Consider the following 23,494-nt stretch of genomic DNA (forward strand, 5'->3'; position numbering starts at 1 on the left):
TCCTGTCATGCGCCCGTGCCACCCACGGTAATCGCATCGATCTTCAAGGTTGGCTGGCCGACGCCTACCGGCACCGATTGCCCATCCTTGCCGCATGTACCCACACCGCTGTCCAGCGACAGGTCGTTACCGACCATCGACACTTTGCTCATCGCTTCCGGTCCGTTGCCGATCAGGGTCGCACCCTTGACCGGTGCGGTGATCTTGCCGTCTTCGATCAGGTAGGCCTCGCTGGTGGAGAAGACGAATTTGCCGCTGGTGATGTCCACCTGGCCGCCGCCGAGGTTGGCGCAGTAGATGCCTTTCTTCACCGAAGCGATGATCTCCGCCGGATCGCTTTGGCCGCCCAGCATGTAGGTGTTGGTCATGCGCGGCATCGGCAGGTGCGCGTAGGACTCGCGGCGACCATTGCCGGTGCGGGCCACGCCCATCAAGCGAGCGTTGAGTTTGTCTTGCATGTAACCCTTGAGCACGCCGTTTTCGATCAGCGTGGTGCACTCCGTCGGGGTACCTTCATCGTCAACGCTCAGGGAGCCACGACGCCCGGCGAGGGTGCCGTCATCGACAATGGTGCAGAGTTTCGAGGCGACCATTTCGCCCATGCGGCCGCTGTAGGCTGAACTGCCCTTGCGGTTGAAGTCGCCTTCCAGGCCATGGCCCACGGCTTCGTGCAGCAGCACGCCGGACCAGCCGGAGCCCAACACCACCGGCAAGGTGCCCGCCGGGGCCGGGATGGCTTCCAGGTTGACCAGCGCCTGGCGCAGCGCTTCGCGGGCATAGCCCATGGCACGGTCTTCGCTGAGGAAATAACGGTAATCGGTGCGCCCGCCACCGCCGTGACCGCCGCGCTCACGGCGACCGTTCTGCTCGACGATCACGCTGACGTTGAAACGCACCAATGGCCGCACGTCCGCCGCCAGGCCGCCATCAGTGGAAGCGACCAGAATCCGCTCCCAGACCCCGGCCATGCTCACCGACACCTGCTGGATACGCGGATCGAGGGCACGGGTGGCCACGTCGATGCGCTTGAGCAGTTCGACCTTTTCGGCACGGCTCATGACTTCCAGCGGGTTGTCTGGCGCATACAACTGCGCCACGTCCTGGCTGCTGAAGGCCTGGACCGTGCCGTTCTGGCCGGCCCGGGAAATCGAACGGGCAGCGCGGGCAGCGGCGCCCAGGGCTTCGAGGGTGATGGCGTTGCTGTAGGCAAAGCCGGTTTTTTCCCCGGACTGGGCACGCACGCCCACGCCTTGGTCGAGGTTGAAGCTGCCCTCCTTGACGATGCCGTCTTCCAAAGACCACGACTCGGAGATCTGGCCCTGGAAATACAGGTCGGCCGCATCGATGCCCGGCCCGGCCAGGTCGCCCAGCACGCCTTGCAGGCTTTCGAGGGTCACGCCACCGGGGGCTAGAAGGTGTTCACTGACTGAGGACAACAACCCGCTCATATGTTTTACGCCTTGAATTCGTCGTCTTGGACAGGCCGCTGTCGAGCGCCCTGCGAGAAAAAGCGCCGATGGCTTTCCACCGGCATGCGCGCCCGGATGGACGCCTGTTCGCCGCTGTCGCGCTCGGCCAACAGCACGGCCTCGCCTTGATCCTGTTGTGACAGCACGCGGCCCCACGGGTCGACAATCGCGGCATGCCCGAACGTCTCCCGGGGCCCCGGGTGTACACCGCCCTGGGCGGCAGCCAGCACATAGCACTGGGTTTCAATGGCCCGGGCGCGAATCAGTACCTCCCAATGGGCGAAGCCCGTCACGGCGGTAAACGCCGAAGGCGCCGTGATCAGTTCGGCCCCGGCCGCCCGCAGTTCGCTGTAGAGCTCCGGGAAACGCAAGTCGTAGCAGACCGTCAAGCCAACCCGGCCCACCGGTGTATCGGCGACCACCACATTGGCGCCATAAGCATAGTCGTCCGACTCGCGGTAGCGCCCGCGATTGTCCGCCACATCCACGTCGAACAGGTGCAGCTTGTCGTAGCGCGCCACGATCTCGCCCTGATCATCGACCAGCAGCGAGCAGGCATGGACCTTGGCCTCGGGACTATCCACAGGCGGCAACGGCAGTGTGCCGGCGACAATCCATAACCTGAGGTCGCGGGCGACCTGTTTCAACCAGGGCAGGATCGGCCCCTGACCAATGGCTTCGGCGCGACCGAGGGCAGCGACGTCCCGCCAGCCCATGGCCGCGAAATTCTCGGGCAGCACCGCCAGCCTTGCGCCGCCAGCGGCAGCTTGTTCCAAGAGCACACGGGCCCGTGCCAGGTTGGCGAAGACGTCGCTCTGGCTGACCATTTGAATCACGGCGACTGGCATGGTGATTCCCCTCATCTGTCTTTCCCTGTGGGAGCGAGCCTGCTTGCGATAGCGGTGGATCAGTCCACGCTTCGACTACAGACACACTGCCATCGCGAGCAGGCTCGCTCCCACAAGGGTTCTCGTAAGCCATTAAAAAGGCTTGTCGAAGGTGATCTTCGGCTCCTTCCACGGCCCCTTGACGTCGTATCTTACGCTGGCGAAGCGTGCCACGCGGTCGCCGATCAGCTTGTCGATCAAGAACAGCGCCCCGCCCACCGCCGGTGCACCGACGATCAGCGCGGCGATCGGCAGGTTGTTGGTCACCGGCAGGGTGACCAACAGCTTGGCGTCGACCCGATCGGCGACCATGTCCAGCGTGCCATTGAGTTCCAGGTTGCTGGACGGCCCCGTCAGGGTAATCGGCTCACGGGTCACGTACACACCGTTGCTCGCCACCAGCAATCCCTTGACCCGGTCATAGCTCAGGCCCTTGCCGAACAGGTCGGAGAAGTCCAGACGCAAACGCCGGCCGATGGAGTTGAAGTTCAGCAGGCCAAAGACCCGCAGCGCCTGGGCGCTGCCTTCGACTTCGACGAATTGTCCTTTGCTCAGTGACGCATCGAGGCTGCCGGAAAAACGCTTGGTGGCGACCCACGCCGGCGAGCCGGGCCAGCGGCCATCGACGTCCAGGCGGAATTCCTGGCTGGTCACGCTCGGCGCGAATCCCCAGCCCTTGAGTACGTCGGCGAGGTTTTTACCGCTGATGCGGCCCTTGTACCAGCTGCTGGTGGAACCGGGCGCGCCTTCCCAGCCGGCACTGCCGTTCAAGACCATGCCCTTGAGGCCCATGTCCAGGTTGTTCAGCGCGATGCCCTTGGCGGTCGGACGCACTTTCAACGACCACGCGCCGACAAGATCGGGCCCCTGGAACAACTGGTCGATGGCAATATCCATGGCCGGGATTCGGGTAGGGTCGACCGAGGCCAGCGGGTCCGGTGCATTTTCATCGGCCTGGACCGTCGGGTCCACGGCCGGCAGGCGTACGTAATCGAGCTTGATCCCAATCGGTGCGGCCTTGGCATCCGGCAGGCTGACATTACCCTTGGCCTGCTGGCTGTCGAGGCGCAAGCCCCAGGCGTCCGGCTTGCGATCGAGCTGCACCGAAGCCTGGTCCAGGGTGGTACCCATGGCCGTCAGCTTGCCAACGGTCAGGTCGACACTGCTGAGCAATTGCTTGGCACTGCCGCCCGGATCTTGCCCGGCGTATTTGCTCGCCAGGTCCTGCCAGGGGCTCACGTCCAGCTCCGGCAAGGTTCCGCGCAATCGCAACCCCCTGGCGCCGGGCAACACCGCCTCGCCCGCGCCCAGCAACAGCTCGCCACGCCCCTCAGCTGTTTTCCCGCTCGGCGCGGCGTAGGTGAAACTGGCCAGGTCGCCATACCTCACCCAATAACGCCGTTCCGGCCCTTGCAGGGTCATGCGAAATACCGTGTCGCGCCCGACATCGGCGGCCATGCCAAAAGGCGCCGGCAGGTCCACCGCCACACCCTTGAGGCTGGAGTTGACCGACAACTGGCTGTCGGCCCCGTCCAGGATCACCTGCAACTGGTACGGAATCACGCCGGAGACCGGCAACGATTGGGTAACATTCAGCCAACTGGTGAGGTTCTTGACGTCCACTTGCCCGGACGCAGCGACCCGCGTGTTAAGCGCGCCGGCACGGCCCTCGGCAAAAATCTGCGCCGTCACGGGCCGGTCGAATGCGCGGGCGCTGATCCCCTTGCCACTCAGGCCTTTATGACTATCGAAGCGCAAATCACCCTTGAGCTGGGTCAGCTCCAGCACCGGCTCGCTGAGTTTCAACCGGGCCTTGTCGATGGCGAAGTCCACCAGGATCTTCGGTTGCTCGCCCTTGGCCAGCGGGATATCGAGCTTCAGGCTGCCTTGCAGATCGCCCTCGCCTTCCCAACCGGCGAAGGTCTCGGCCGTGCCGATGGGTGCCGTCTGGAGAATTTTCAAACCGTCGCCCAGGCCGCCGGCGAATCCGCTGTCCAGCAGCAGATGAGCACTTTGCCCGCTCGGTGCGTGGGGGATACTCACCGCAACATCCTTGACCCGGGTATCGAGCAACTGCCCCTGACTGGCGAAAATACGCACGCCGCTGTCTTCGACAAAGACATCGCCGCTGACCTTGCTGACCGAGGGCCAGCCCGGCTGGAACGCCAGCTCGGCGTCATGCACCTTGAAGAACAGGCTGATGCTGCGCGCCGCATCCTCGGCGCCGCGGTTCAGCGAGCCTTGGTACTGGAAGAAGCCCTGGTCCACCGCGCCCTTGACGATAGCGGTGCGCAGCCACTCATCCAGCGCCGGGCTGAGGGCCGCCGGCAGGTACTTGGCGGTGTAGCGCCCATCGCCGTCCAGCAGGCCGACCCGCAGGTCCATGTAATCTTCCTGGCTGTGATCGAAATGCAGGCGGATCAGGAAATCACCGGCAATCCGGCCTTCCTCGCCCAGCACCTTCAGGTACGGCGCGATCAGGGTGAAGCCTTGCTTGTCGAGCTTCCAGGTCAGCCGGGCGTTGGCTTGCAGGTATTGCCAGGGCTTGGCGAAGATCGGGTCCAGGTGCAGGGAAAAATCCTTGCTGTCCATGCGCAACTCACCGCCGCCCAGGTCGCCGCTGAGGCTGCCCGAGACGTTTCGCGCAGCCGGGGCACCGTGATAGGCATCAAAGCCCACGGTGTCGAGGTTGGTGGCAAAGCTGATTTTCTGGTCACCGGTGTTCTGCGGCCGGTAATCGAGCAGCACATTGCGCAGGCTACCGGTCACCTTGAGCCGGTCGACGACCGTCGCCACGCCTTCGGGCAGCGGCGCCAGGGCATTGAGCAACGGCGTCAGCGGCGTCAGGTCGAGGCGGTCGGCCTGCACATGCCAGCGTTCTTCAGCCTGCTCGGTGGCGTTGCTCTGCTGCAACACCAGCCGCGATTCCCAGCGGGTTTCCCCCAGATTCATCGCCAGGGAATCGAACGTTGCGGTGAACCCCTGGCTGCCGCGCTGGAAATAGCCGTTGAGGGCCAGGTTGTGGATTTGTACGGGCTTGCGCTCGGCATAGGCACCCTGGAGTTGCGGCGCGTTCAGGCGCATGGCCGCGCTTTGCACCGTGCCCGCGCCCCAGCTGAGCCAGAACTCGCCGCCGGCCTGGAGCTGGGCCACATTCCATTGACCGGTCAGGCGTTTCGGCAGCCATCTGGACCAGTCGCTTTGCGGCAGGCTCAGGTAGGCATCGGCCTCGCCATTCTTCCAATCGCTGGCGCGCAGGCGGGTCCGCAGGTTGATCGCCACGGGCTGGCCGTCGGGCAGGGTCAGGCGTGCGTCGAGACGCTGGCGGGTGGCGCCGGTGCGCAGGCTCAGGCCGACGTAGGTCAGGGTCAGCGGGGGGTGTTCAAGGGGTTGCAGGGTGACCTGGCTATCGAGTACCGACAGCAGGGTCACCACTTGCATGCGATCCAGCACCTGCTGCGGATCAAGCGGCTGATCGTCCTGCACCGGCAGGCCTTCGAGGGCCCACTTGCCGTCGGCACCCTCCTTGAGGCTGATTTTCAGGCCGCTGAGTTCCAGGTGAGCAATGCGCAGCTGACGCGCTACCAGGCTGCCCCACACATCAGGCACCGCCCGGACCTGGTCCAGGTGCAAGGCGTTCGGCCCGTCGCCGACCACCACGTCGTGCGCGGCCAGGATCGGCGCCAGCGCACTCCAGCCACCTTCCAGACTGCCGATGTGCACCGGCAGGCCCAGGGCTTGTCCGGCCCGGCTTTCAACCTCGGCGCGGTATTCAGCGACCAGCGGAACCAGCTCGCGACCGAGGCTGACATACAACGCCAACAGCACCAGCAGCAACGCACACAGGCCCAGCCCCCAACGGGTCAGCGCAGCCAAAAAGCGCGTCAGACGCTCCATGTCAGTGGCCTCCCCGGCAAAAAAATAAGCACATCTGCGGTCTCGCCGCTTCCCAGGCCCTTCAGAGCAACACCACGTCGTATTGTTCCTGGGAATACATGGTTTCTACCTGGAACCGAATCGTACGACCGATAAAGGCTTCCAGCTCGGCGACGTTGCCCGACTCTTCATCGAGCAGGCGATCAACCACTTTCTGGTTCGCCAACACTCTATAGCCGGTGGCCTGGTAAGCGCGCGCTTCGCGGAGGATTTCGCGGAAGATTTCGTAACACACGGTTTCCGGGGTCTTCAACTTGCCCCGCCCCTGGCAACTGCTGCAGGGTTCGCAGAGCACCTGCTCAAGGCTTTCGCGGGTACGCTTGCGGGTCATCTGCACCAGGCCCAGCTCGGTGATGCCGATGATGTTGGTCTTGGCGTGATCGCGCTCCAGCTGTTTTTCCAAGGTCCGCAGCACCTGGCGCTGGTGCTCTTCATCCTCCATGTCGATGAAGTCGATGATGATGATCCCGCCCAGGTTGCGCAGGCGCAGTTGCCGGGCGATGGCGGTAGCGGCTTCCAGGTTGGTCTTGAAGATGGTTTCTTCGAGGTTGCGGTGGCCGACGAATGCACCGGTGTTGACGTCGATGGTGCTCATGGCTTCGGCCGGATCGACGACCAGATAACCACCGGACTTGAGCGGCACTTTGCGTTCCAGGGCTTTCTGGATTTCGTCCTCGACGCCGTACAAGTCGAAGATCGGCCGCTCGCCAGGGTAATGTTCGAGACGGTCGGCGATTTCCGGCATCAGCTCGGCCACGAACTGCGTGGTCTTCTGGAACGTTTCCCGGGAATCGATGCGGATCTTCTCGATCTTCGGGCTGACCAGGTCGCGCAGGGTTCGCAACGCCAGGCCCAGGTCTTCGTAGATCACGCTGGGGGTGGCGATGGTCTTGATCTGCGCGTCGATCTGGTCCCAGAGCCTACGCAGGTAGCGGATGTCCATCAGGATTTCATCGGCTCCGGCCCCTTCGGCAGCAGTGCGCAGGATGAAACCGCCGGCCTCCTTGATGCCTTCTTTTTCCACGCAGTCGCTGACCACTTTCTTCAGGCGGTCGCGCTCGGCTTCGTCTTCGATTTTCAGCGAGATGCCGACATGGGCCGTGCGCGGCATGTACACCAGGTAGCGCGACGGAATCGACAGTTGCGTGGTCAGGCGCGCGCCTTTGGAACCGATGGGGTCCTTGGTGACCTGCACCACCAGGCTTTGCCCCTCATGGACCAGCGCGCTGATGCTCTCCACCGCCGGCCCTTCGCGCATGGAGATTTCCGACACATGGATGAATGCCGCGCGGTCCAGGCCGATGTCCACGAATGCCGCCTGCATGCCCGGCAATACCCGGACCACCTTGCCTTTGTAGATATTGCCGACGATGCCGCGCTTTTGCGTGCGTTCGACGTGAACTTCTTGCAACACGCCGTTTTCAACCACCGCCACGCGCGATTCCATCGGCGTGATGTTGATCAGGATCTCTTCACTCATGGCAGGGTCTCGTTCAGGCATGTTCACGATTATGGCCGCATCAAGTCAGACGGCGCCCGGGGCGCGCTCAAGGGATTGCCAACAGGGTATGCCGAAATCACCCAACAGTTGCGCGGTTTCGCACAGCGGCAAGCCAACCACCGCAGAATAGCTGCCCTCAAGCGCGGCGACGAACACCGCGCCCAGGCCCTGGATGCCATAGCCGCCGGCCTTGTCCCGGGGCTCGCCACTGGCCCAATAGGCCGCCGCTTCCGGCTCGCTGATGGCGCGAAAGCGCACCCGGCTGCGAACCACCCGGGATTCGCAGCGCTGGCCTTCCAGCACGGCAATGGCGGTCAGGACTTCATGCTCGCGTCCGGACAGGCTCATGAGCATCGCCAGGGCGTCAGACTGATCCAGCGGCTTGCCGAGAATCTGTCCATCCAGCACCACCGCCGTGTCGGCGCCCAATACACAGCCATCCGCCTCGGTGGGCAACGCCCGTCGCCCGGCCTCGGCTTTGCCGCAGGCCAGGCGCTCGACATAGGCCGATGGGCTTTCTTGATCCAGGGGAGTTTCGTCGATGTCCGCATTGATGGCGGTAAAGCGCACGCCGATCTGCGTGAGCAGTTCACGCCGGCGCGGCGAGCCTGAGGCGAGGTAAAGCGGTTTCATCAAGACATCTCCCGCTCAAACCCGAACGAATCAGTTGATTTTGAAACGCAGGCGCAAGCCACGCAAACCGAAGCTGACCCAGGGCCAGAGCAACGCGCTGACCAGGGCCGGCAGTACCAGCGCCAGCGTCGGCTGGCGATTGCCGGTCAATGCGCTGAGCCACAGCTGTACCAGCTGCGCCAGGCCGAAGATCACCAGGATCACCAGGCACTGCTGCCACATGGGGAACATCCGCAAGCGTTGTTGCAGCGACAGCACCAGGAAAGTAATCAACGTCAGGATCAGTGCGTTCTGGCCCAGCAGCGTGCCATAGAGCACGTCCTCGGCCAGGCCCAGGCACCACGCGGTGACCATCCCGACCTTATGCGGCAAGGCCAGCGCCCAGAATGCCAGCAACAGGGCCAGCCACAGCGGCCGCAGGATTTCCATGAACTGCGGCAGCGGCGAAACGCTGAGCAGCAGGCCGATGGCGAAGGTCAGCCAGACCATCCAGCCGTTACCGGATTTACTGCTCATTCTTCTCGTGCTCCCCTGGTGGCAGGTGCGGCGGCCGGGGCAACGGCCGGCGCGGCGGCGGGTGGCTTGGCCGCGGGCCGGGCATGCTGTGTCGCCGGCGCATGACTGGTCGACCGGGCCGGGGTCGCGACCGGCGCCGTGGCGGCTGGCGTCGTTGGCGCGGCCGGTGCAACCGCTGCAGCCACTGGCTTGGGCACGGTGGCCGGCACCGGCGCGCTTGAGGCAGCCGACTCATTGCCCTGGCGGTCCTGGGCTTCCTGGGCCACGGCGGCTTCGTTGGCGCGTTCTTCCGGCGTGCGGTTGTCGCTGAACACCAGCAGCAGGTAGCGGCTGCGGTTCAGCGCGGCGGTCGGCACGGCGCGGACGATGGCGAACGGCTGGCCGGAATCATGGATGACTTCCTTGACTGTCGCCACTGGGTAACCGGCCGGGAAGCGCTGGCCGAGGCCGGAGCTGACCAGCAGGTCGCCTTCCTTGATGTCGGCAGTGTCGGCCACGTGGCGCAGTTCCAGACGCTCCGGGTTGCCGGTGCCGCTGGCAATGGCGCGCAGGCCGTTGCGGTTGACCTGCACCGGAATGCTGTGGGTGGTGTCGGTCAGCAGCAGTACGCGGGACGTGTAAGGCATCAACTCCACCACCTGGCCCATCAGGCCACGGGCGTCGAGCACCGGCTGGCCGAGGACCACACCGTCGCGCTCGCCTTTGTTGATGAGGATGCGGTGAGTAAAGGGGTTGGGGTCCATGCCGATCAACTCGGCCACTTCGACCTTCTCGTTGACCAGCGCGGAGGAGTTGAGCAGCTCGCGCAACCTTACGTTCTGCTCGGTGAGGGCCGCCAGTTTCTGCATGCGCCCCTGCAGCAGCAGGTTTTCGGTCTTGAGTTTTTCGTTTTCGGCGACCAGTTCGGTGCGGCTGCCAAACTGGCTGGCCACACCCTGCCACAAGCGCTGCGGCAGGTCGGTGATCCAGTAGGACTCCATCAACACCAGCGACATCTGGCTGCGCACAGGCTTGAGCAGCGTGAAACGGGCATCGACCACCATCAGCGCGACCGATAGAACGGCCAGCACCAGCAGGCGCACACCCAATGAGGGGCCTTTGGCAAAAAGCGGTTTAATAGGCCGCTCCTCCCAGGCAAATGTTCTCTTTATTCATACGGCATCAAACCGGCCTGGAGTCGAATGACAAGATAAACGCCAACGGGCAGCACTGCAAAGTGCTGCCCGGAGCGAACAACATAGACTAACCAGCAAGGCTTATTCGCTGGAAAGCAGGTCCATGGTGTGTTTGTCCATCATTTCCAGGGCTCGGCCGCCGCCACGGGCCACGCAGGTCAGCGGGTCCTCGGCAACGATCACCGGCAGGCCGGTTTCCTGGGCCAGCAGTTTGTCGAGGTCACGCAACAGCGCGCCACCACCGGTCAGCACCAGGCCACGCTCGGCGATGTCGGACGCCAGTTCCGGCGGCGACTGCTCCAGGGCGCTTTTCACAGCCTGAACGATCGTCGCCAGGGACTCCTGCAGAGCCTCCAGGACTTCGTTGGAGTTCAGGGTGAATGCGCGAGGAACGCCTTCGGCCAGGTTGCGGCCGCGCACGTCGACTTCACGTATTTCGCCGCCCGGGTAGGCCGTGCCGATTTCCTGCTTGATGCGCTCGGCGGTGGATTCGCCGATCAGGCTGCCGTAGTTGCGACGCACGTAGGTGATGATCGCTTCGTCGAAACGGTCGCCGCCCACCCGCACGGATTCGGCGTAGACCACACCGTTGAGGGAGATCAGCGCGATTTCAGTGGTACCGCCACCGATGTCGACGACCATCGAACCGCGGGCTTCTTCCACCGGCAGGCCGGCACCGATGGCGGCGGCCATCGGCTCTTCGATCAGGAACACTTCGCGGGCACCGGCGCCAAGGGCCGATTCACGGATGGCGCGACGCTCCACCTGGGTGGACTTGCATGGAACGCAGATCAGCACGCGAGGGCTGGGCTGCAGGAAACTGTTTTCGTGAACCTTGTTGATGAAGTACTGCAGCATCTTTTCGCAGACGCTGAAGTCGGCGATCACGCCGTCCTTCATCGGGCGAATGGCTGCGATGTTACCCGGTGTACGGCCCAGCATGCGCTTGGCTTCGGTACCGACAGCCACGACACTTTTCTGGTTACCGTGGGTGCGGATGGCCACGACCGAGGGTTCATTCAGGACGATACCGCGCTCGCGCACGTAAATAAGGGTGTTGGCAGTGCCCAGGTCAATGGAAAGATCGCTGGAAAACATGCCACGCAGTTTCTTGAACATGGGAAAGGGACCCTAGGCAACGCGTGGGTAAAAAAGTGCGGCAAACTCTAACAACGACAGGGATTTTGGGCAAGGCGCCAATATGTTAAATTGGCCGCTTTTCTGCGCACCAAACCCTAAAATCGCGGCCGTAAGCCCGTAGAACTGCGGTAGTGTTCCGACAATCTAACACACGGACAGACTGCGTCCGTTCTGTTTTCCACTGGAGAATCCCATGGCGCTTGAACGCTCCGACGTGGAAAAAATCGCTCATCTGGCCTGCCTGGGCCTCGATGAAGCCGATCTTCCACACATCACTTCTGCCCTGAACAGCATTCTGGGGCTGGTCGACGAGATGCAGGCGGTCAATACCGACGGTATCGAACCGCTGGCCCACCCACTGGAAGCCAGCCAGCGCCTGCGCGCCGACGTCGTGACCGAATCCGATCATCGCGAGGCTTACCAGTCCATCGCACCAGCGGTCGAAAACGGCCTGTACCTGGTTCCGAAAGTCATCGACTAAAGGGAAAGAGCCTCTCATGCATCACATGACCCTGGCCGAGATCGCCCGCGGACTCGCCGATAAAACGTTTTCTTCCGAAGAGTTGACCCAGGTCCTGCTGGCGCGCATCGCCCAGCTCGATCCGCAACTCAACAGCTTCATCAGCCTCACCGAGGAGCTGGCCCTGAGCCAGGCCAAGGCCGCCGATGCCCGCCGCGCAGCCGGTGAAAGCGGCGCCCTGCTCGGCGCGCCGATTGCCCACAAGGACCTGTTCTGCACCCAGGGCATCCGCACCAGCTGCGGCTCGAAGATGCTCGACAACTTCAAGGCCCCGTACGACGCCACCGTGGTCGCCAAGCTGGCCGCCGCCGGCGCCGTGACCCTGGGCAAGACCAACATGGACGAATTCGCCATGGGTTCGGCCAACGAGTCGAGCTACTACGGCGCGGTGAAGAACCCGTGGAACCTTGAACACGTACCGGGCGGTTCGTCCGGCGGTTCCGCCGCTGCGGTGGCCGCGCGCCTGCTGCCGGCCGCCACCGCCACCGACACCGGCGGCTCGATTCGCCAGCCGGCGGCGTTCACCAACCTCACCGGCCTCAAGCCGACCTACGGCCGCGTTTCGCGCTGGGGCATGATTGCCTATGCATCGAGCCTCGACCAGGGCGGCCCACTGGCCCGCACCGCCGAAGACTGCGCGATCCTGCTGCAAGGCATGGCCGGCTTCGACCCGAACGACTCCACCAGCATCGATGAGCCGGTGCCGGACTACAGCGCCGGCCTCAACGCTTCGCTGCAAGGCCTGCGCATCGGCGTGCCGAAGGAGTACTTCAGCGCCGGCCTCGACCCGCGCATCGCCGAGCTGATCCACACCAGCATCAAAGCGCTGGAAAAGCTCGGCGCAGTGATCAAGGAAATCAGCCTGCCGAACATGCAGCACGCCATTCCCGCGTACTACGTGATCGCCCCGGCGGAAGCCTCCTCGAACCTGTCGCGTTTCGACGGCGTACGCTTCGGCCATCGCTGCGAGAACCCGCAAAACCTGATCGATCTGTACAAGCGCTCCCGTGGCGAAGGTTTCGGTGCCGAAGTGCAGCGTCGGATCATGGTCGGGGCCTACGCCCTGTCCGCCGGTTACTACGATGCCTACTACCTCAAGGCGCAGAAAATCCGCCGACTGGTGAAGAACGACTTCATGGCCGCCTTCAACGAGGTCGACATCATCCTCGGCCCGACCACGCCGAACCTGGCCTGGAAACTCGGCGCCAAGACCAGCGATCCGATCGCCGAGTACCTGGAAGACGTCTACACCATCACCGCCAACCTCGCCGGTTTGCCGGGCCTGTCCATGCCGGCCGGTTTCGTCGATGGCCTGCCGGTGGGCGTGCAGTTGCTCGCGCCGTACTTCCAGGAAGGCCGTCTGTTGAACGTTGCCCATCAGTATCAGTTACACACTGACTGGCACACCCGCACACCAACCGGCTTCTGAGGAGAAACACATGCAATGGGAAGTCGTGATCGGGCTGGAGATTCATACCCAGCTCACCACCCGGTCGAAAATCTTTTCCGGCAGTTCCACCACGTTCGGCTCCGAGCCCAACACCCAGGCCAGCCTGATCGATCTGGGCATGCCCGGCGTGCTGCCGGTGCTCAACGCCGAAGCGGTGCGCATGGCGGTGATGTTCGGTTTGGCCATTGACGCCGAGATCGGCCAGCACAACGTGTTCGCCCGCAAGAACTACTTCTACCCGGACCTGCCCAAGGGCTACCAGATCAGCCAGATGGAACTGCCGATTGTCGGCAAGGGCCATCTGGACATCGCCCTGGAAGACGGCACGGTCAAGCGCGTCGGCATCACCCGTGCGCACCTGGAAGAAGACGCTGGCAAGAGCCTGCACGAAGAGTTCAACGGCGCCACCGGCATCGACCTGAACCGTGCCGGCACGCCGCTCTTGGAAATCGTCTCCGAACCGGACATGCGCAGCGCCAAGGAAGCCGTGGCCTACGTCAAGGCGATCCACGCGCTGGTGCGTTACCTGGGCATCTGCGACGGCAACATGGCCGAAGGTTCGCTGCGCTGCGACTGCAACGTGTCGATCCGTCCCAAGGGCCAGGTCGAGTTCGGCACCCGCTGCGAGATCAAGAACGTCAACTCGTTCCGCTTCATCGAGAAGGCAATCAACAGCGAGATCCAGCGCCAGATCGAGCTGATCGAGGACGGCGGCAAGGTCATCCAGCAGACCCGCCTGTACGACCCGAACAAGGACGAAACCCGTCCGATGCGCAGCAAGGAAGAAGCCAACGACTACCGCTACTTTCCCGACCCGGACCTGCTGCCGGTGGTCATCGAGGATTCGTTCCTCAATGAAGTGCGCGCCACTCTGCCAGAACTGCCACCGCAGAAACGCGAGCGTTTCCAGGCGCAGTTCGGGCTGTCGAGCTACGACGCCAACGTGCTGGCCACCAGCCGCGAGCAGGCCGACTACTTCGAAAAGGTCGTGAGCATCGGCGGCGACGCCAAGCTGGCGGCCAACTGGGTGATGGTCGAACTGGGCAGCCTGCTGAACAAGCAAGGCCTGGAAATCGACGAGTCGCCGGTGTCGGCCGAGCAACTGGGCGGCATGCTGCTGCGGATCAAGGACAACACCATTTCCGGCAAGATCGCCAAGATGGTGTTCGAAGCCATGGCCAACGGCGAAGGCAGCGCTGACGAGATCATCGAAAAGCGCGGCTTGAAGCAAGTCACTGACACCGGGGCGATCAGCGCCGTGCTCGATGAAATGCTCGCGGCCAACGCCGAGCAGGTCGAACAATACCGTGCGGCAGACGAAGCCAAGCGCGGCAAGATGTTCGGCTTCTTCGTCGGGCAGGCCATGAAAGCTTCCAAGGGCAAGGCCAACCCGCAACAGGTCAACGAACTGCTGAAAAGCAAGCTCGAGGGCTGACTTGCAGACGGTGATCGTTCCCACGCTCTGCGTGGGAACGCCTCACTGGACGCTCCGCGTCCGCTTTTGTGACGCAGAGCGTCACGGGCTGCATTCCCACGCAGAGCATGGGAACGATCATGGGGTCATAGAATGAAGCGTCTGCTCGGCGCCTGCGCCCTGCTGTCCCTGCTGGCCGGTTGCGCCAGCCAGAGCGGGACGGTCGATCCACACGGCTACGACCAGACCGGCCTCGCCTCTTATTACGGCTCCAGGCACCACGGCAAGCGCACCGCCAGCGGCGAGCGCTTCGACCCGCACAGCCTGACGGCCGCCCATCGCCAGTTGCCGTTCGGCACACGGGTGAAAATCACCAACCTGAGCAACAATGACAGTGTCGTGGTCCGCATCAATGACCGCGGCCCGTATACTCGGGGGCGCTTGATCGACGTGTCCCGCGAAGCGGCCGAGCAACTGGGCATGTTGCGCACCGGCACCGCGCGGGTGCGCGTGCAAGCCCTCGACGATTGATAACGGAGTCCGGCCATTTCCCTACTCACCGCCCTACCGCTGCTCAGCCTGCTCGAACTGTTCGGCGGCCTGCTGTTGCTGATTGCCGGTGCCGAGCTGCTGGTGCGCGCCGCGATCGGCCTGGCGGCACGGCTGCAGGTGCGGCCGCTGATCATCGGCCTGACCGTCGTCGCCATGGGCAGCAGCGCGCCGCAGATGGCCGTCAGCCTGCAAGCGACCCTGGCGCAAAACGCCGACATCGCCGTGGGCAGTGTGATCGGCAGCAGCGTCTTCAACATCCTGGTGACCCTCGGGCTGTCGGCGCTGATCATTCCGTTGCGCGTCTCACGTCAGTTGGTACGCCTGGACATCCCACTGATGATCGGCGCCAGCCTGCTGGTGTTCGTGCTGGCCTTGAACGAAGAACTGACCCGCCTCGACGGCACGTTGCTGCTGATGGCCCTGGTGGCATACTTGGGTTTGCTGCTGCGTCAATCCCGGCATTCGGCCCGCCCCCATGCGGCGGGCGTCGACAGGGCGGCTCGGATGTCCTGGCCCAGGAGCCTGGCGCTGATCGTGCTCGGCCTGGCGATGCTGATTTTCGCCGGGCACCTGCTGCTGGGAGCTGCGGTGGAAGTGGCGACGGACCTCGGGTTGTCGGAGCGCATCATCGGCCTGACCATTGTTGCCGTCAGCACGTCGTTGCCGGAGCTTGCCACGTCGCTGATCGCCGCCCTGCGGGGCGAGCGCGATATTGCGGTGGGCAACGTGATCGGCAGCAACCTGTTCAATCTGCTGGGGGTGCTGGGGGTGACCGCCCTTATCGCACCCACGCCGCTTTCGGTCTCGCCGAATGCCCTGGATTTCGACTTGCCGGTGATGCTCGGCGTGGCCGTGTTGTGCCTGCCCGTGTTCTATTCCGGCTACCGCGTTACCCGCGCCGAAGGCCTGCTGTTCCTGGGCCTGTACCTGGCCTACGGGCTGCACGTGGTGTCGTTCACCACCGGCATGCCCTTGGCCGGTCTACTGGAACGACTGATGCTGTTCTACGTGCTGCCGGCCCTGCTCGCGTTTTTGTTGTTCACCTCCGTGCGCGCCTGGCGCCGCCAACACCACAAGAGGGATTTGCCATGACCGACACTCCGAAGACTGGCCTCGACATGCGTCGCCAGGTCATGGGCGATGCATTCGTCGACCGCGCCCTGGGCAATGCCACCGATTTCACCCAGCCCTTGCAGGACTTCGTCAACGACCATGCCTGGGGCAGCGTCTGGAGCCGCGAAGGCCTGCCGCTGAAGACCCGCAGCCTGATCACCCTCGCCGCCCTCACCGCCCTCAAATGCCCGCAGGAACTGAAGGGCCACGTGCGCGGGGCGCTGAACAACGGTTGCACGGTGGAGGAGATTCGTGAGGCGCTGCTGCATTGCGCGGTGTATGCCGGGGTGCCGGCGGCGATCGATGCGTTTCGGGCGGCGCAGGAAGTGATCGAGGCGTACGAGCCTTAGGCATAGACGGGAATCGACCACAGGCGTGAACGTGTCACGCCTATCCGGACCTATCGGGTCAGTGCCAGATTCGAACACTTTCGGCTTGGAAAAACTCGACCTTGTGAGCGCCCAGATAAGCCTGGGTCCGCCCCTTCATTAAAGTATTTTCTTCGCTGCACTCATCACCATAGACACTCACAAAAACCCGATACACCCGGCTCCATTTTATTTGATCGAAAATATGCCTGTCGTTGGCGTCGAACGAATGTCCGTAAATGAATAGCACGCCTTCTAAGCCGCCCAGCCGATCAAAACAATAGCTGAGGTAGGGGTTATGCTGGATCCTGACGCGTTTGCGTTCATGGGAAGGTTCTGAAACAAAAGTAGGGAACCTCTTGTTTTCCATGTTCCACTTCACTTGCTCGATGATAGACTCGCCTTGCTCGTTAAAAGCGTGTTTCTTGACGCCGGCCTGCGTGTCATAGATATGCAGGCCACCATGAAGAAAATGCACGTTCTGCGTAGGGGGCCCTTCCCATATCCGGCCGGATCGAAAACCATCATCTGTCTCATAATCGGGTTCGAGACGATCCTTGTTCCTGGCCCAATAGAACAGCAGGTCGTAATTCAGGGTAAACACCTCATCGAATGGCTTGAGAAACTTCCTGACCGATACGTACTGCGAATCGGTGACTTCATGGGGCAACTCGGGATGAGTTTGGGAGATAACTTCGATCAAGGCAGTCTTTATGATTTCCTGATCCCTTTGGACTTCATGTATAAGCCTGGGATCGGCATTATAGATCTTGAGGATATCCTCAGTCGCAATCAGTTTTTTCATGACCTTTTCGAAGTCAAAGGTTCTGAAATTATCGAAAATGCGCCGGATAACCTCAGTCCGCTCCCCAAAATCAGCGCTTGAAAAGAGGCTTTTATAGCTGAATATATTTTTGTTCCAAGCCTAAGAAAATCCATTGGCCAAGAGAATGGATCGGCTGTCGTCGCCGATTGACGAAAAAGCTTCTTCGAAAGTCATCACGTCTACGGATCCTTGTGGCGGTGCGGTCAAGTCCTGCCACAACAATACCAATATGCCATCACTCAGACCAACCTTTCCTCTGCGAGCCACTCTGCAGGAACTAAATCCGCTTGAGCACGGGAGGAGCACCTGCATGAGACAACGACATATCCGGACAACATCGGGGCATCAATCGAACGTGCCTATCGAAGTGTCGTGGGCCAAACTGGCGGCCCCGTTCATGGACGCTTATCCACAAGGAGCCCCTCATGCGGAAATTCCCGCTACGCCTCGTATCGGCCATCGTCATGGCGCTTGCCTCGCTTGCCTCGCTTGCCTGCGCTGCTGCCGCGCAGCCTTTTCAGCACTGCCCCGGAGCAGAATCCGCTGATTTCAGCGAGGTGCTGGCGTGTTACAAGAAAAAACAGGACAGCTACCCGCTCAATTACCATCATGTCGAAACCCAGCAGTTGCCCGGCCTGGAGAAACGCAGCTTTCGCCTGGACTCGCAGGACTGGTCCCCCCGCGAGCTGGTCAGCCCCGCACGTTGGCGGCACACGGTAGATATCTACATTCCCGGCGACGCGATCAAGCACCGCGCACTCCTGGTGACCAACAACGGCATCAGCATCCCCGCTCCAGGCAAGCCATCCGCTCCCGCGACGGACTTCACGGAAGCGACGCTGCAGGAAATCGCCCGCGAAAGTCGCACCATCGTGATTTCGGTCAGCGACGTGCCCAACCAATACCTAACCTACTCCGATGACCAGGTTCCTCGCCGCGAGGACTCCAGCGTGGCCCACAGCTGGCAACTTTTTCTCAAGGCGCCGGAATCCAATCCGTTCATGACCCTGCATTTGCCCATGGCGGCTACGGTGGTCAAGGCCATGGACCTGGCCCAGGCGGAACTGAAGGATTGGCAAATCGACACGTTTGTCGCCACCGGCACCTCGAAGCGTGCCTGGGCGGTATGGTTGGCCGCGATCGTCGACCCGCGGGTCAACGCCATCGTCCCGTTCGTGATAGACATACTGAACATGGACCATGTCCTTGAACACACCTGGCGCACCTACGGCAAACAGTGGCCAATGGCGTTTCGTGACTATCACGAGCAAGGCATTACCCGGCAACGACACACCTCCGCCTTTGCCCAACTGCGGCAAATCGAAGACCCGCTGGCCTATCTGGACAGTGCGTATGCCGAGCGCCTGTCGATCGACAAATACATCGTCAATGCCAGCGGCGACGACTTCTTCGTCCCGGATAACGCACGTTTCTATCTCGAAAGGCTGCCCGCGCCGACCGCCCTTCGCGTGGCTCCAAATAGCAGCCACTACGGCATTTCGGCATTTACCGAACAGACCTTGATCACCGCGCTGGGGCGCTGGCAGAGCGACCGGCCTTTGCCCGTCGTGCGCATCGAACAGCTTACGGTGGCGCAAAAACCGATGCTTGATGTGAAGTTTTCCGAGGCGCCGTCAACGGTCATCCAATGGACCGCACATAATCCGCTAGCCCGCGACTTCCGCCATTCTTGCGGCATCCGCTACGTATCGAAACCATTGCAGCCCGGTGGTGAACCGCTACACCTGCAAGTACCGCTTGCCACACCAGACAGCGGTTGGAGCGCCACGTTTGTCGAAGCAACATTTGCCGATGGATTCGTCTCGACCACGCCCGTCTTCATTACGCCGGACAGCTACCCTACGGTTGCTCCACCCGTGATCGAGCCCGCCTGCAAGACGTTGGCTGACCACTGAACAGGCGAGGGTCTAGATCCACCCACCCCACTGCAACACAAAAATCCCCACGTTGGTGGTGATCGCCGCCATCAACGTGGTGATGACGATGATCGCCGCCGCCAGTTCATGGTTGCCATCGGCCGCGCGGGCCATCACAAAGCTGGCGGCGGCGGTGGGGCTACCGAAGTACAGGAACAGGATCCCCAGTTCCGCGCCGCGAAAGCCCCAGAGCCAGGCGCCCAGGGTGGCCAGCGCCGGCAGGCCGACCATCTTCACCAGGCTCGAACTCATGGCCATCTTGCCGCTCTTGCGCAGCGCCGCCAGCGACAGCGTGCCGCCGATGCAGATCAGCGCCAGGGGCAAGGTCATCTGCGCCAGGTACTTGCCGGACGTCTCGAACCAGTTCGGCAGGCCGATCTGCCAATAGGCGAACGGCGCGGAGACGATCACGCTGATGATCAGCGGGTTGCTGAACACGCTTTTGCAGATGCTCCACGGGTCCGACTTGATCACCGGGCTGTACACCGCCAGCACGATGGTCGACAAGGTGTTGTAGAACAGGATCACCAGCGCCGCGAGGATCGCCCCCAGGGAAATCCCGTAGTCGCCGTACATGCTCGCCGCCAGGGCCAGGCCGATGACCCCGTTGTTGCCGCGAAATGCACCTTGGGTGTAGATGCCGCGATCTTCGCGCGGGCAACGCCAGATCGCCCAGCCCCAGGCCATGGCGAAACTCACCAGGGTGGCAATGGCGAAATAGATCAGCAGGTCGGGCTGCAACGCCGCGTGCAGGTCGGCATGGAGGATGCCGAGGAACAACAGCGCCGGCATGGTGACGTTGAACACCAGGGACGAGGCAATGTGGATGAAGTTGTCGTTGATCCAGTCGATGCGCTTGAGCAACACCCCCAGAAACAGCATGGCAAACACCGGCGCGGTGATGTTCAGGGTTTCGAGGAAAATTGCCAGCATGCCGGGAACCTTGAGAGGGGTGTCGTTAGGTGGCTAATGATAAGCCACTTTCCCACTGATCGTTCCCACGCTCTGCGTGGAAATGCCTCAACGGACGCTCCGCGTTCGGCTCTCGGGACGCAGAGCGTCCCTGGCTGCATTCCCACGCAGAGCGTGGGAACGATCGACAGCGTTGGATCAGGTAATCGGCGCTGGGTTGAACAGGGTGATGTCGTTGTAGATCCTGTGCTGCTCGGCCCAGGTCTGTTTCTTGCCGCTGGCCACGTCCAGATAGTAGTGGAACAGCTCCCAGCCCAACTCCTCGATCGAGGCACGGCCGGTAGCAATACGACCGGCGTCGATGTCAATCAGGTCTGGCCAGCGCTGGGCCAGTTCGGTGCGGGTCGAGACCTTTACCACTGGCGCCATCGCCAAGCCGTACGGCGTGCCACGGCCGGTGGTGAACACGTGCAGGTTCATCCCCGCCGCCAGTTGCAGCGTACCGCAGACAAAATCGCTGGCCGGCGTGGCGCAGAAGATCAGGCCCTTTTGCTTGAACCGCTCGCCCGGGCCGAGCACGCCGTTGATCGCGCTGCTGCCGGACTTGACGATCGAGCCCAGGGATTTTTCGACGATGTTCGACAGCCCGCCCTTCTTGTTGCCCGGCGTGGTGTTGGCACTGCGGTCCGCCTCGCCCTTGGCCAGATAACGGTCGTACCAGTCCATCTCGCGCACCAGTTCCTCGGCGACTTCCCGGGTTTGTGCCCGAGAGGTCAGCAGGTAGATCGCATCGCGCACTTCGGTGACTTCGGAAAACATCACCGTCGCCCCGGCGCGCAACAACAGGTCCGAGGCATAGCCCAGGGCCGGGTTGGCGGTGATGCCGGAAAACGCATCGCTGCCGCCGCACTGCATGCCCAGGATCAACTCCGACGCCGGCACGGTTTCGCGGCGGCGCTGGTCGAGTTTCTTCAGGCGGGTTTCGGCCAGCGCCATGATCTGCTCGATCATTTCGCTGAAGCCGTGGCTGGAGTCCTGCAAGCGATACAACCACGGCTCGCTGAGGTCCACCGAGCTGTCGTTATCGTGCATCACCTGTCCGGCCTGCAATTTCTCGCAGCCCAGACTGATCACCAGCGCCTCGCCACCCAGGTTCGGATTGCGCGCCAGGTTGCGCACGGTACGGATCGGGATGTACGCGTCGGTGGCGGTGATCGCCACGCCGCAGCCGTAGCTGTGGGTCAGCGCCACCACGTCGTCGACGTTCGGGTACTTGGGCAGCAGCTCGTCCTTGATGCGCTTGACCGCATGGTCGAGCACCCCGGTCACGCACTGCACGGTGGTGGTGATGCCGAGGATATTGCGCGTGCCGACGGTACCGTCGGCGTTGCGGTAACCCTCGAAGGTATAGCCTTCCAGCGGCGCATCGGCCACGGGCACGTCGGTGGACAGCGGCAGGCTGTCCAGCGGCGGCGCGGTGGGCATGCGCAACTGGTCTTCCTTGACCCAGCTGCCACGGGGAATCGGTTGCAGCGCATAGCCGATGACCTGGCCGTAGCGAATCACTTCGCCTCCCTCGGGGACGTCCACCAGGGTGACCTTGTGGCTCTGCGGTACGAAGTCCACGGTGACCAGGCCGTCCGGGAACTCGGTCCCGGCCGGTACGCCCTGGTCATTGACGACGATCACCACGTTGTCCCGCTCATGCAGTCGGATGTAACGCGGCGAATCGGCATGTTCAATCAGTTGCATTGACGCCGCTCCTTCAGGATTTAGCTTCAGACAGGCTGGAGATGTCGGCATCCTTGGCCGTGGGCTCCTTGAGCACGACACGCTTGATCGGCCCAACGATGACCAGGTAGCTGAACACTGCCACCAACGCGTTGCAACCGACAAACACCAACGCCCACTTGAACGAACCGGTAGCACTGATGATGTAGCCGATGACGATTGGCGTGGTGATCGAGGCCAGGTTGCCGAAGGTATTGAACAGCCCGCCACTCAAACCGGCGATCTGTTTCGGCGAGGTGTCGGACACCACGGCCCAGCCCAGTGCGCCCACGCCTTTGCCGAAGAATGCCAGGGCCATGAAGCCCACCACCATCCATTCGATCTCCACGTAGTTGCAGGCCACGATGCTGCTGGACACCAGCAGGCCGGCGATGATCGGCGCCTTGCGGGCGAAGGTCAGCGAGTGGCCCTTGCGCAGCAGGTAGTCGGAAATCACCCCACCGAGCACTCCCCCGATGAAACCGCAGATCGCCGGCAAGGACGCAATGAAGCCGGCCTTGAGGATGGTCATGCCGCGCTCCTGCACCAGGTACACCGGGAACCAGGTCAGGAAGAAGTAGGTAATGCCGTTGATGCAGTATTGACCCAGGTACACGCCGAGCATCATGCGGTTGGTCAGCAGTTGGCGGATGTAGTCCCATTTCGGACCGTCGCCTTTGGCTGTCTTGCCCTTGTCCTGGTCCATGTCGACCATCGCGCCGTTGGCAGCGATGTGGTTGAACTCGGCTTCGTTGATCATCGGGTGCTGGCGCGGGCTGTGGATCACTTTGAGCCAGATCAGCGAGAACACGATGCCGATCACGCCCATCACGATGAACACGTGCTGCCAGCCGAAGCGGTAGACGATCCAGCCCATCAGCGGTGCGAACAACACGGTGGCAAAATATTGCGCCGAGTTGAAGATCGCCGAGGCGGTGCCGCGTTCTGCAGTGGGGAACCAGGCGGCGACGATGCGTGCATTGCCCGGGAAGGACGGCGCTTCGGCCAGCCCCACCATGAAGCGCAGCATGAACAGCGCAACCACGGCCGTGGACATGCCGAATTCACCGACATAGCCTTGCAGCACGGTGAACAGCGACCAGGTGAAAATGCTCAAGGCATAGATTTTTTTCGACCCGAACCGGTCGAGCAGCCAGCCGCCCGGAATCTGTCCGGCCACGTAGGCCCAGCCGAACGCGGAGAAAATGTAGCCGAGGGTCACGGCATCGATGCCGAGGTCTTTTTGCAGGCTCGAGCCTGCGATTGCGATGGTGGCACGGTCGGCATAGTTGATCGTGGTCACCAGGAACAGCATGAGCAGGATCAAATAGCGGACGTGTGTCGGCTTGGTCGCTTGCATGTAGAAGTACTCCCA

General features: G+C 62.6%; 18 protein-coding genes and 1 pseudogene. 7 read left to right on the forward strand and 12 right to left on the reverse strand.

All coding sequences use genetic code 11. From position 1 onward, the window contains the following. Positions 1–5 precede the first annotated feature (5 nt). The 8 genes from tldD to mreB all read right to left on the reverse strand — a co-directional run bounded on the left by tldD (position 6) and on the right by mreB (position 11,236). Positions 6–1,448, reverse strand: a complete 1,443-nt coding sequence (tldD, locus tag J7E36_RS02055) for a metalloprotease TldD (RefSeq protein WP_186710681.1) — start codon at positions 1,446–1,448, stop codon at positions 6–8. A gap of 5 nt (positions 1,449–1,453) precedes the next feature. Continuing rightward, a complete protein-coding gene (locus J7E36_RS02060) occupies positions 1,454–2,317 on the reverse strand; it encodes a carbon-nitrogen hydrolase family protein (RefSeq protein WP_214999444.1) in 864 nt (287 codons plus the stop codon). A 132-nt stretch (positions 2,318–2,449) separates the two neighbouring features. Next, positions 2,450–6,253, reverse strand: coding sequence for a YhdP family protein (locus tag J7E36_RS02065; protein WP_214999399.1), 3,804 nt, complete (start codon positions 6,251–6,253; stop codon positions 2,450–2,452). A gap of 61 nt (positions 6,254–6,314) precedes the next feature. Further along, entirely contained in the window at positions 6,315–7,772 is a 1,458-nt protein-coding gene (rng, locus tag J7E36_RS02070) for a ribonuclease G (RefSeq protein ID WP_214999401.1), read from the reverse strand. Positions 7,773–7,817: 45 nt separating this feature from the next. After that, positions 7,818–8,426 (reverse strand): Maf family protein, encoded by a 609-nt coding sequence (locus J7E36_RS02075; protein ID WP_214999403.1) that lies wholly within the window; start codon positions 8,424–8,426, stop codon positions 7,818–7,820. 30 nt (positions 8,427–8,456) lie between these two features. Beyond that, positions 8,457–8,942 carry a rod shape-determining protein MreD gene (gene mreD / locus J7E36_RS02080; RefSeq protein WP_042730611.1) on the reverse strand — a complete coding sequence of 162 codons (486 nt, stop codon included), beginning with the start codon at positions 8,940–8,942 and terminating at the stop codon, positions 8,457–8,459. Next, a complete protein-coding gene (mreC, locus tag J7E36_RS02085) occupies positions 8,939–10,060 on the reverse strand; it encodes a rod shape-determining protein MreC (protein ID WP_214999446.1) in 1,122 nt (373 codons plus the stop codon). Before mreC ends, mreD begins: the two co-directional genes overlap by 4 nt. A gap of 138 nt (positions 10,061–10,198) precedes the next feature. After that, positions 10,199–11,236 carry a rod shape-determining protein MreB gene (gene mreB, locus J7E36_RS02090; protein WP_015093487.1) on the reverse strand — a complete coding sequence of 346 codons (1,038 nt, stop codon included), beginning with the start codon at positions 11,234–11,236 and terminating at the stop codon, positions 10,199–10,201. Between the two features lie 214 nt (positions 11,237–11,450). Here mreB and gatC point away from each other — a divergent pair, with 214 nt between their 5' ends. From gatC to J7E36_RS02120, 6 genes are all read left to right on the forward strand, one after another. Next, entirely contained in the window at positions 11,451–11,738 is a 288-nt protein-coding gene (gatC, locus tag J7E36_RS02095) for an Asp-tRNA(Asn)/Glu-tRNA(Gln) amidotransferase subunit GatC (protein WP_214999405.1), read from the forward strand. A 16-nt stretch (positions 11,739–11,754) separates the two neighbouring features. Beyond that, positions 11,755–13,206 carry an Asp-tRNA(Asn)/Glu-tRNA(Gln) amidotransferase subunit GatA gene (gene gatA, locus J7E36_RS02100; RefSeq protein WP_214999407.1) on the forward strand — a complete coding sequence of 484 codons (1,452 nt, stop codon included), beginning with the start codon at positions 11,755–11,757 and terminating at the stop codon, positions 13,204–13,206. Between the two features lie 10 nt (positions 13,207–13,216). Beyond that, positions 13,217–14,662 (forward strand): Asp-tRNA(Asn)/Glu-tRNA(Gln) amidotransferase subunit GatB, encoded by a 1,446-nt coding sequence (gene gatB, locus J7E36_RS02105; RefSeq protein WP_214999409.1) that lies wholly within the window; start codon positions 13,217–13,219, stop codon positions 14,660–14,662. A gap of 132 nt (positions 14,663–14,794) precedes the next feature. Next, positions 14,795–15,172, forward strand: coding sequence for a septal ring lytic transglycosylase RlpA family protein (locus J7E36_RS02110; protein ID WP_214999411.1), 378 nt, complete (start codon positions 14,795–14,797; stop codon positions 15,170–15,172). 48 nt (positions 15,173–15,220) lie between these two features. Then, positions 15,221–16,285, forward strand: a complete 1,065-nt coding sequence (locus J7E36_RS02115) for a calcium/sodium antiporter (protein WP_214999448.1) — start codon at positions 15,221–15,223, stop codon at positions 16,283–16,285. Then, positions 16,282–16,656, forward strand: coding sequence for a carboxymuconolactone decarboxylase family protein (locus tag J7E36_RS02120; RefSeq protein WP_214999413.1), 375 nt, complete (start codon positions 16,282–16,284; stop codon positions 16,654–16,656). Before J7E36_RS02115 ends, J7E36_RS02120 begins: the two co-directional genes overlap by 4 nt. Before the next feature lie 58 nt (positions 16,657–16,714). Here the strand turns inward: J7E36_RS02120 and J7E36_RS02125 are convergent. Then, a pseudogene (locus J7E36_RS02125) lies at positions 16,715–17,587 on the reverse strand (DUF4917 family protein); the annotation flags it as partial. A gap of 338 nt (positions 17,588–17,925) precedes the next feature. Between J7E36_RS02125 and J7E36_RS02130 the strand changes: the two are divergent. Then, positions 17,926–19,416 (forward strand): PhoPQ-activated pathogenicity-related family protein, encoded by a 1,491-nt coding sequence (locus J7E36_RS02130; RefSeq protein WP_231286526.1) that lies wholly within the window; start codon positions 17,926–17,928, stop codon positions 19,414–19,416. Positions 19,417–19,428: 12 nt separating this feature from the next. Here J7E36_RS02130 and J7E36_RS02135 read toward each other — a convergent pair whose 3' ends face one another. From J7E36_RS02135 to J7E36_RS02145, 3 genes are all read right to left on the reverse strand, one after another. Beyond that, complete coding sequence (locus J7E36_RS02135; RefSeq protein ID WP_214999415.1) at positions 19,429–20,370, reverse strand: AEC family transporter; 942 nt, start codon at positions 20,368–20,370, stop codon at positions 19,429–19,431. A gap of 177 nt (positions 20,371–20,547) precedes the next feature. Then, positions 20,548–22,101 (reverse strand): galactarate dehydratase, encoded by a 1,554-nt coding sequence (gene garD / locus J7E36_RS02140; RefSeq protein WP_214999417.1) that lies wholly within the window; start codon positions 22,099–22,101, stop codon positions 20,548–20,550. 13 nt (positions 22,102–22,114) lie between these two features. Next, a complete protein-coding gene (locus J7E36_RS02145; protein WP_214999419.1) occupies positions 22,115–23,479 on the reverse strand; it encodes an MFS transporter in 1,365 nt (454 codons plus the stop codon). Positions 23,480–23,494: the final 15 nt, after the last annotated feature.

It is taken from the genome of Pseudomonas fluorescens, assembly GCF_018614775.1.
GTDB classification, from domain to species: Bacteria; Pseudomonadota; Gammaproteobacteria; order Pseudomonadales; family Pseudomonadaceae; genus Aquipseudomonas; species Aquipseudomonas fluorescens_BY.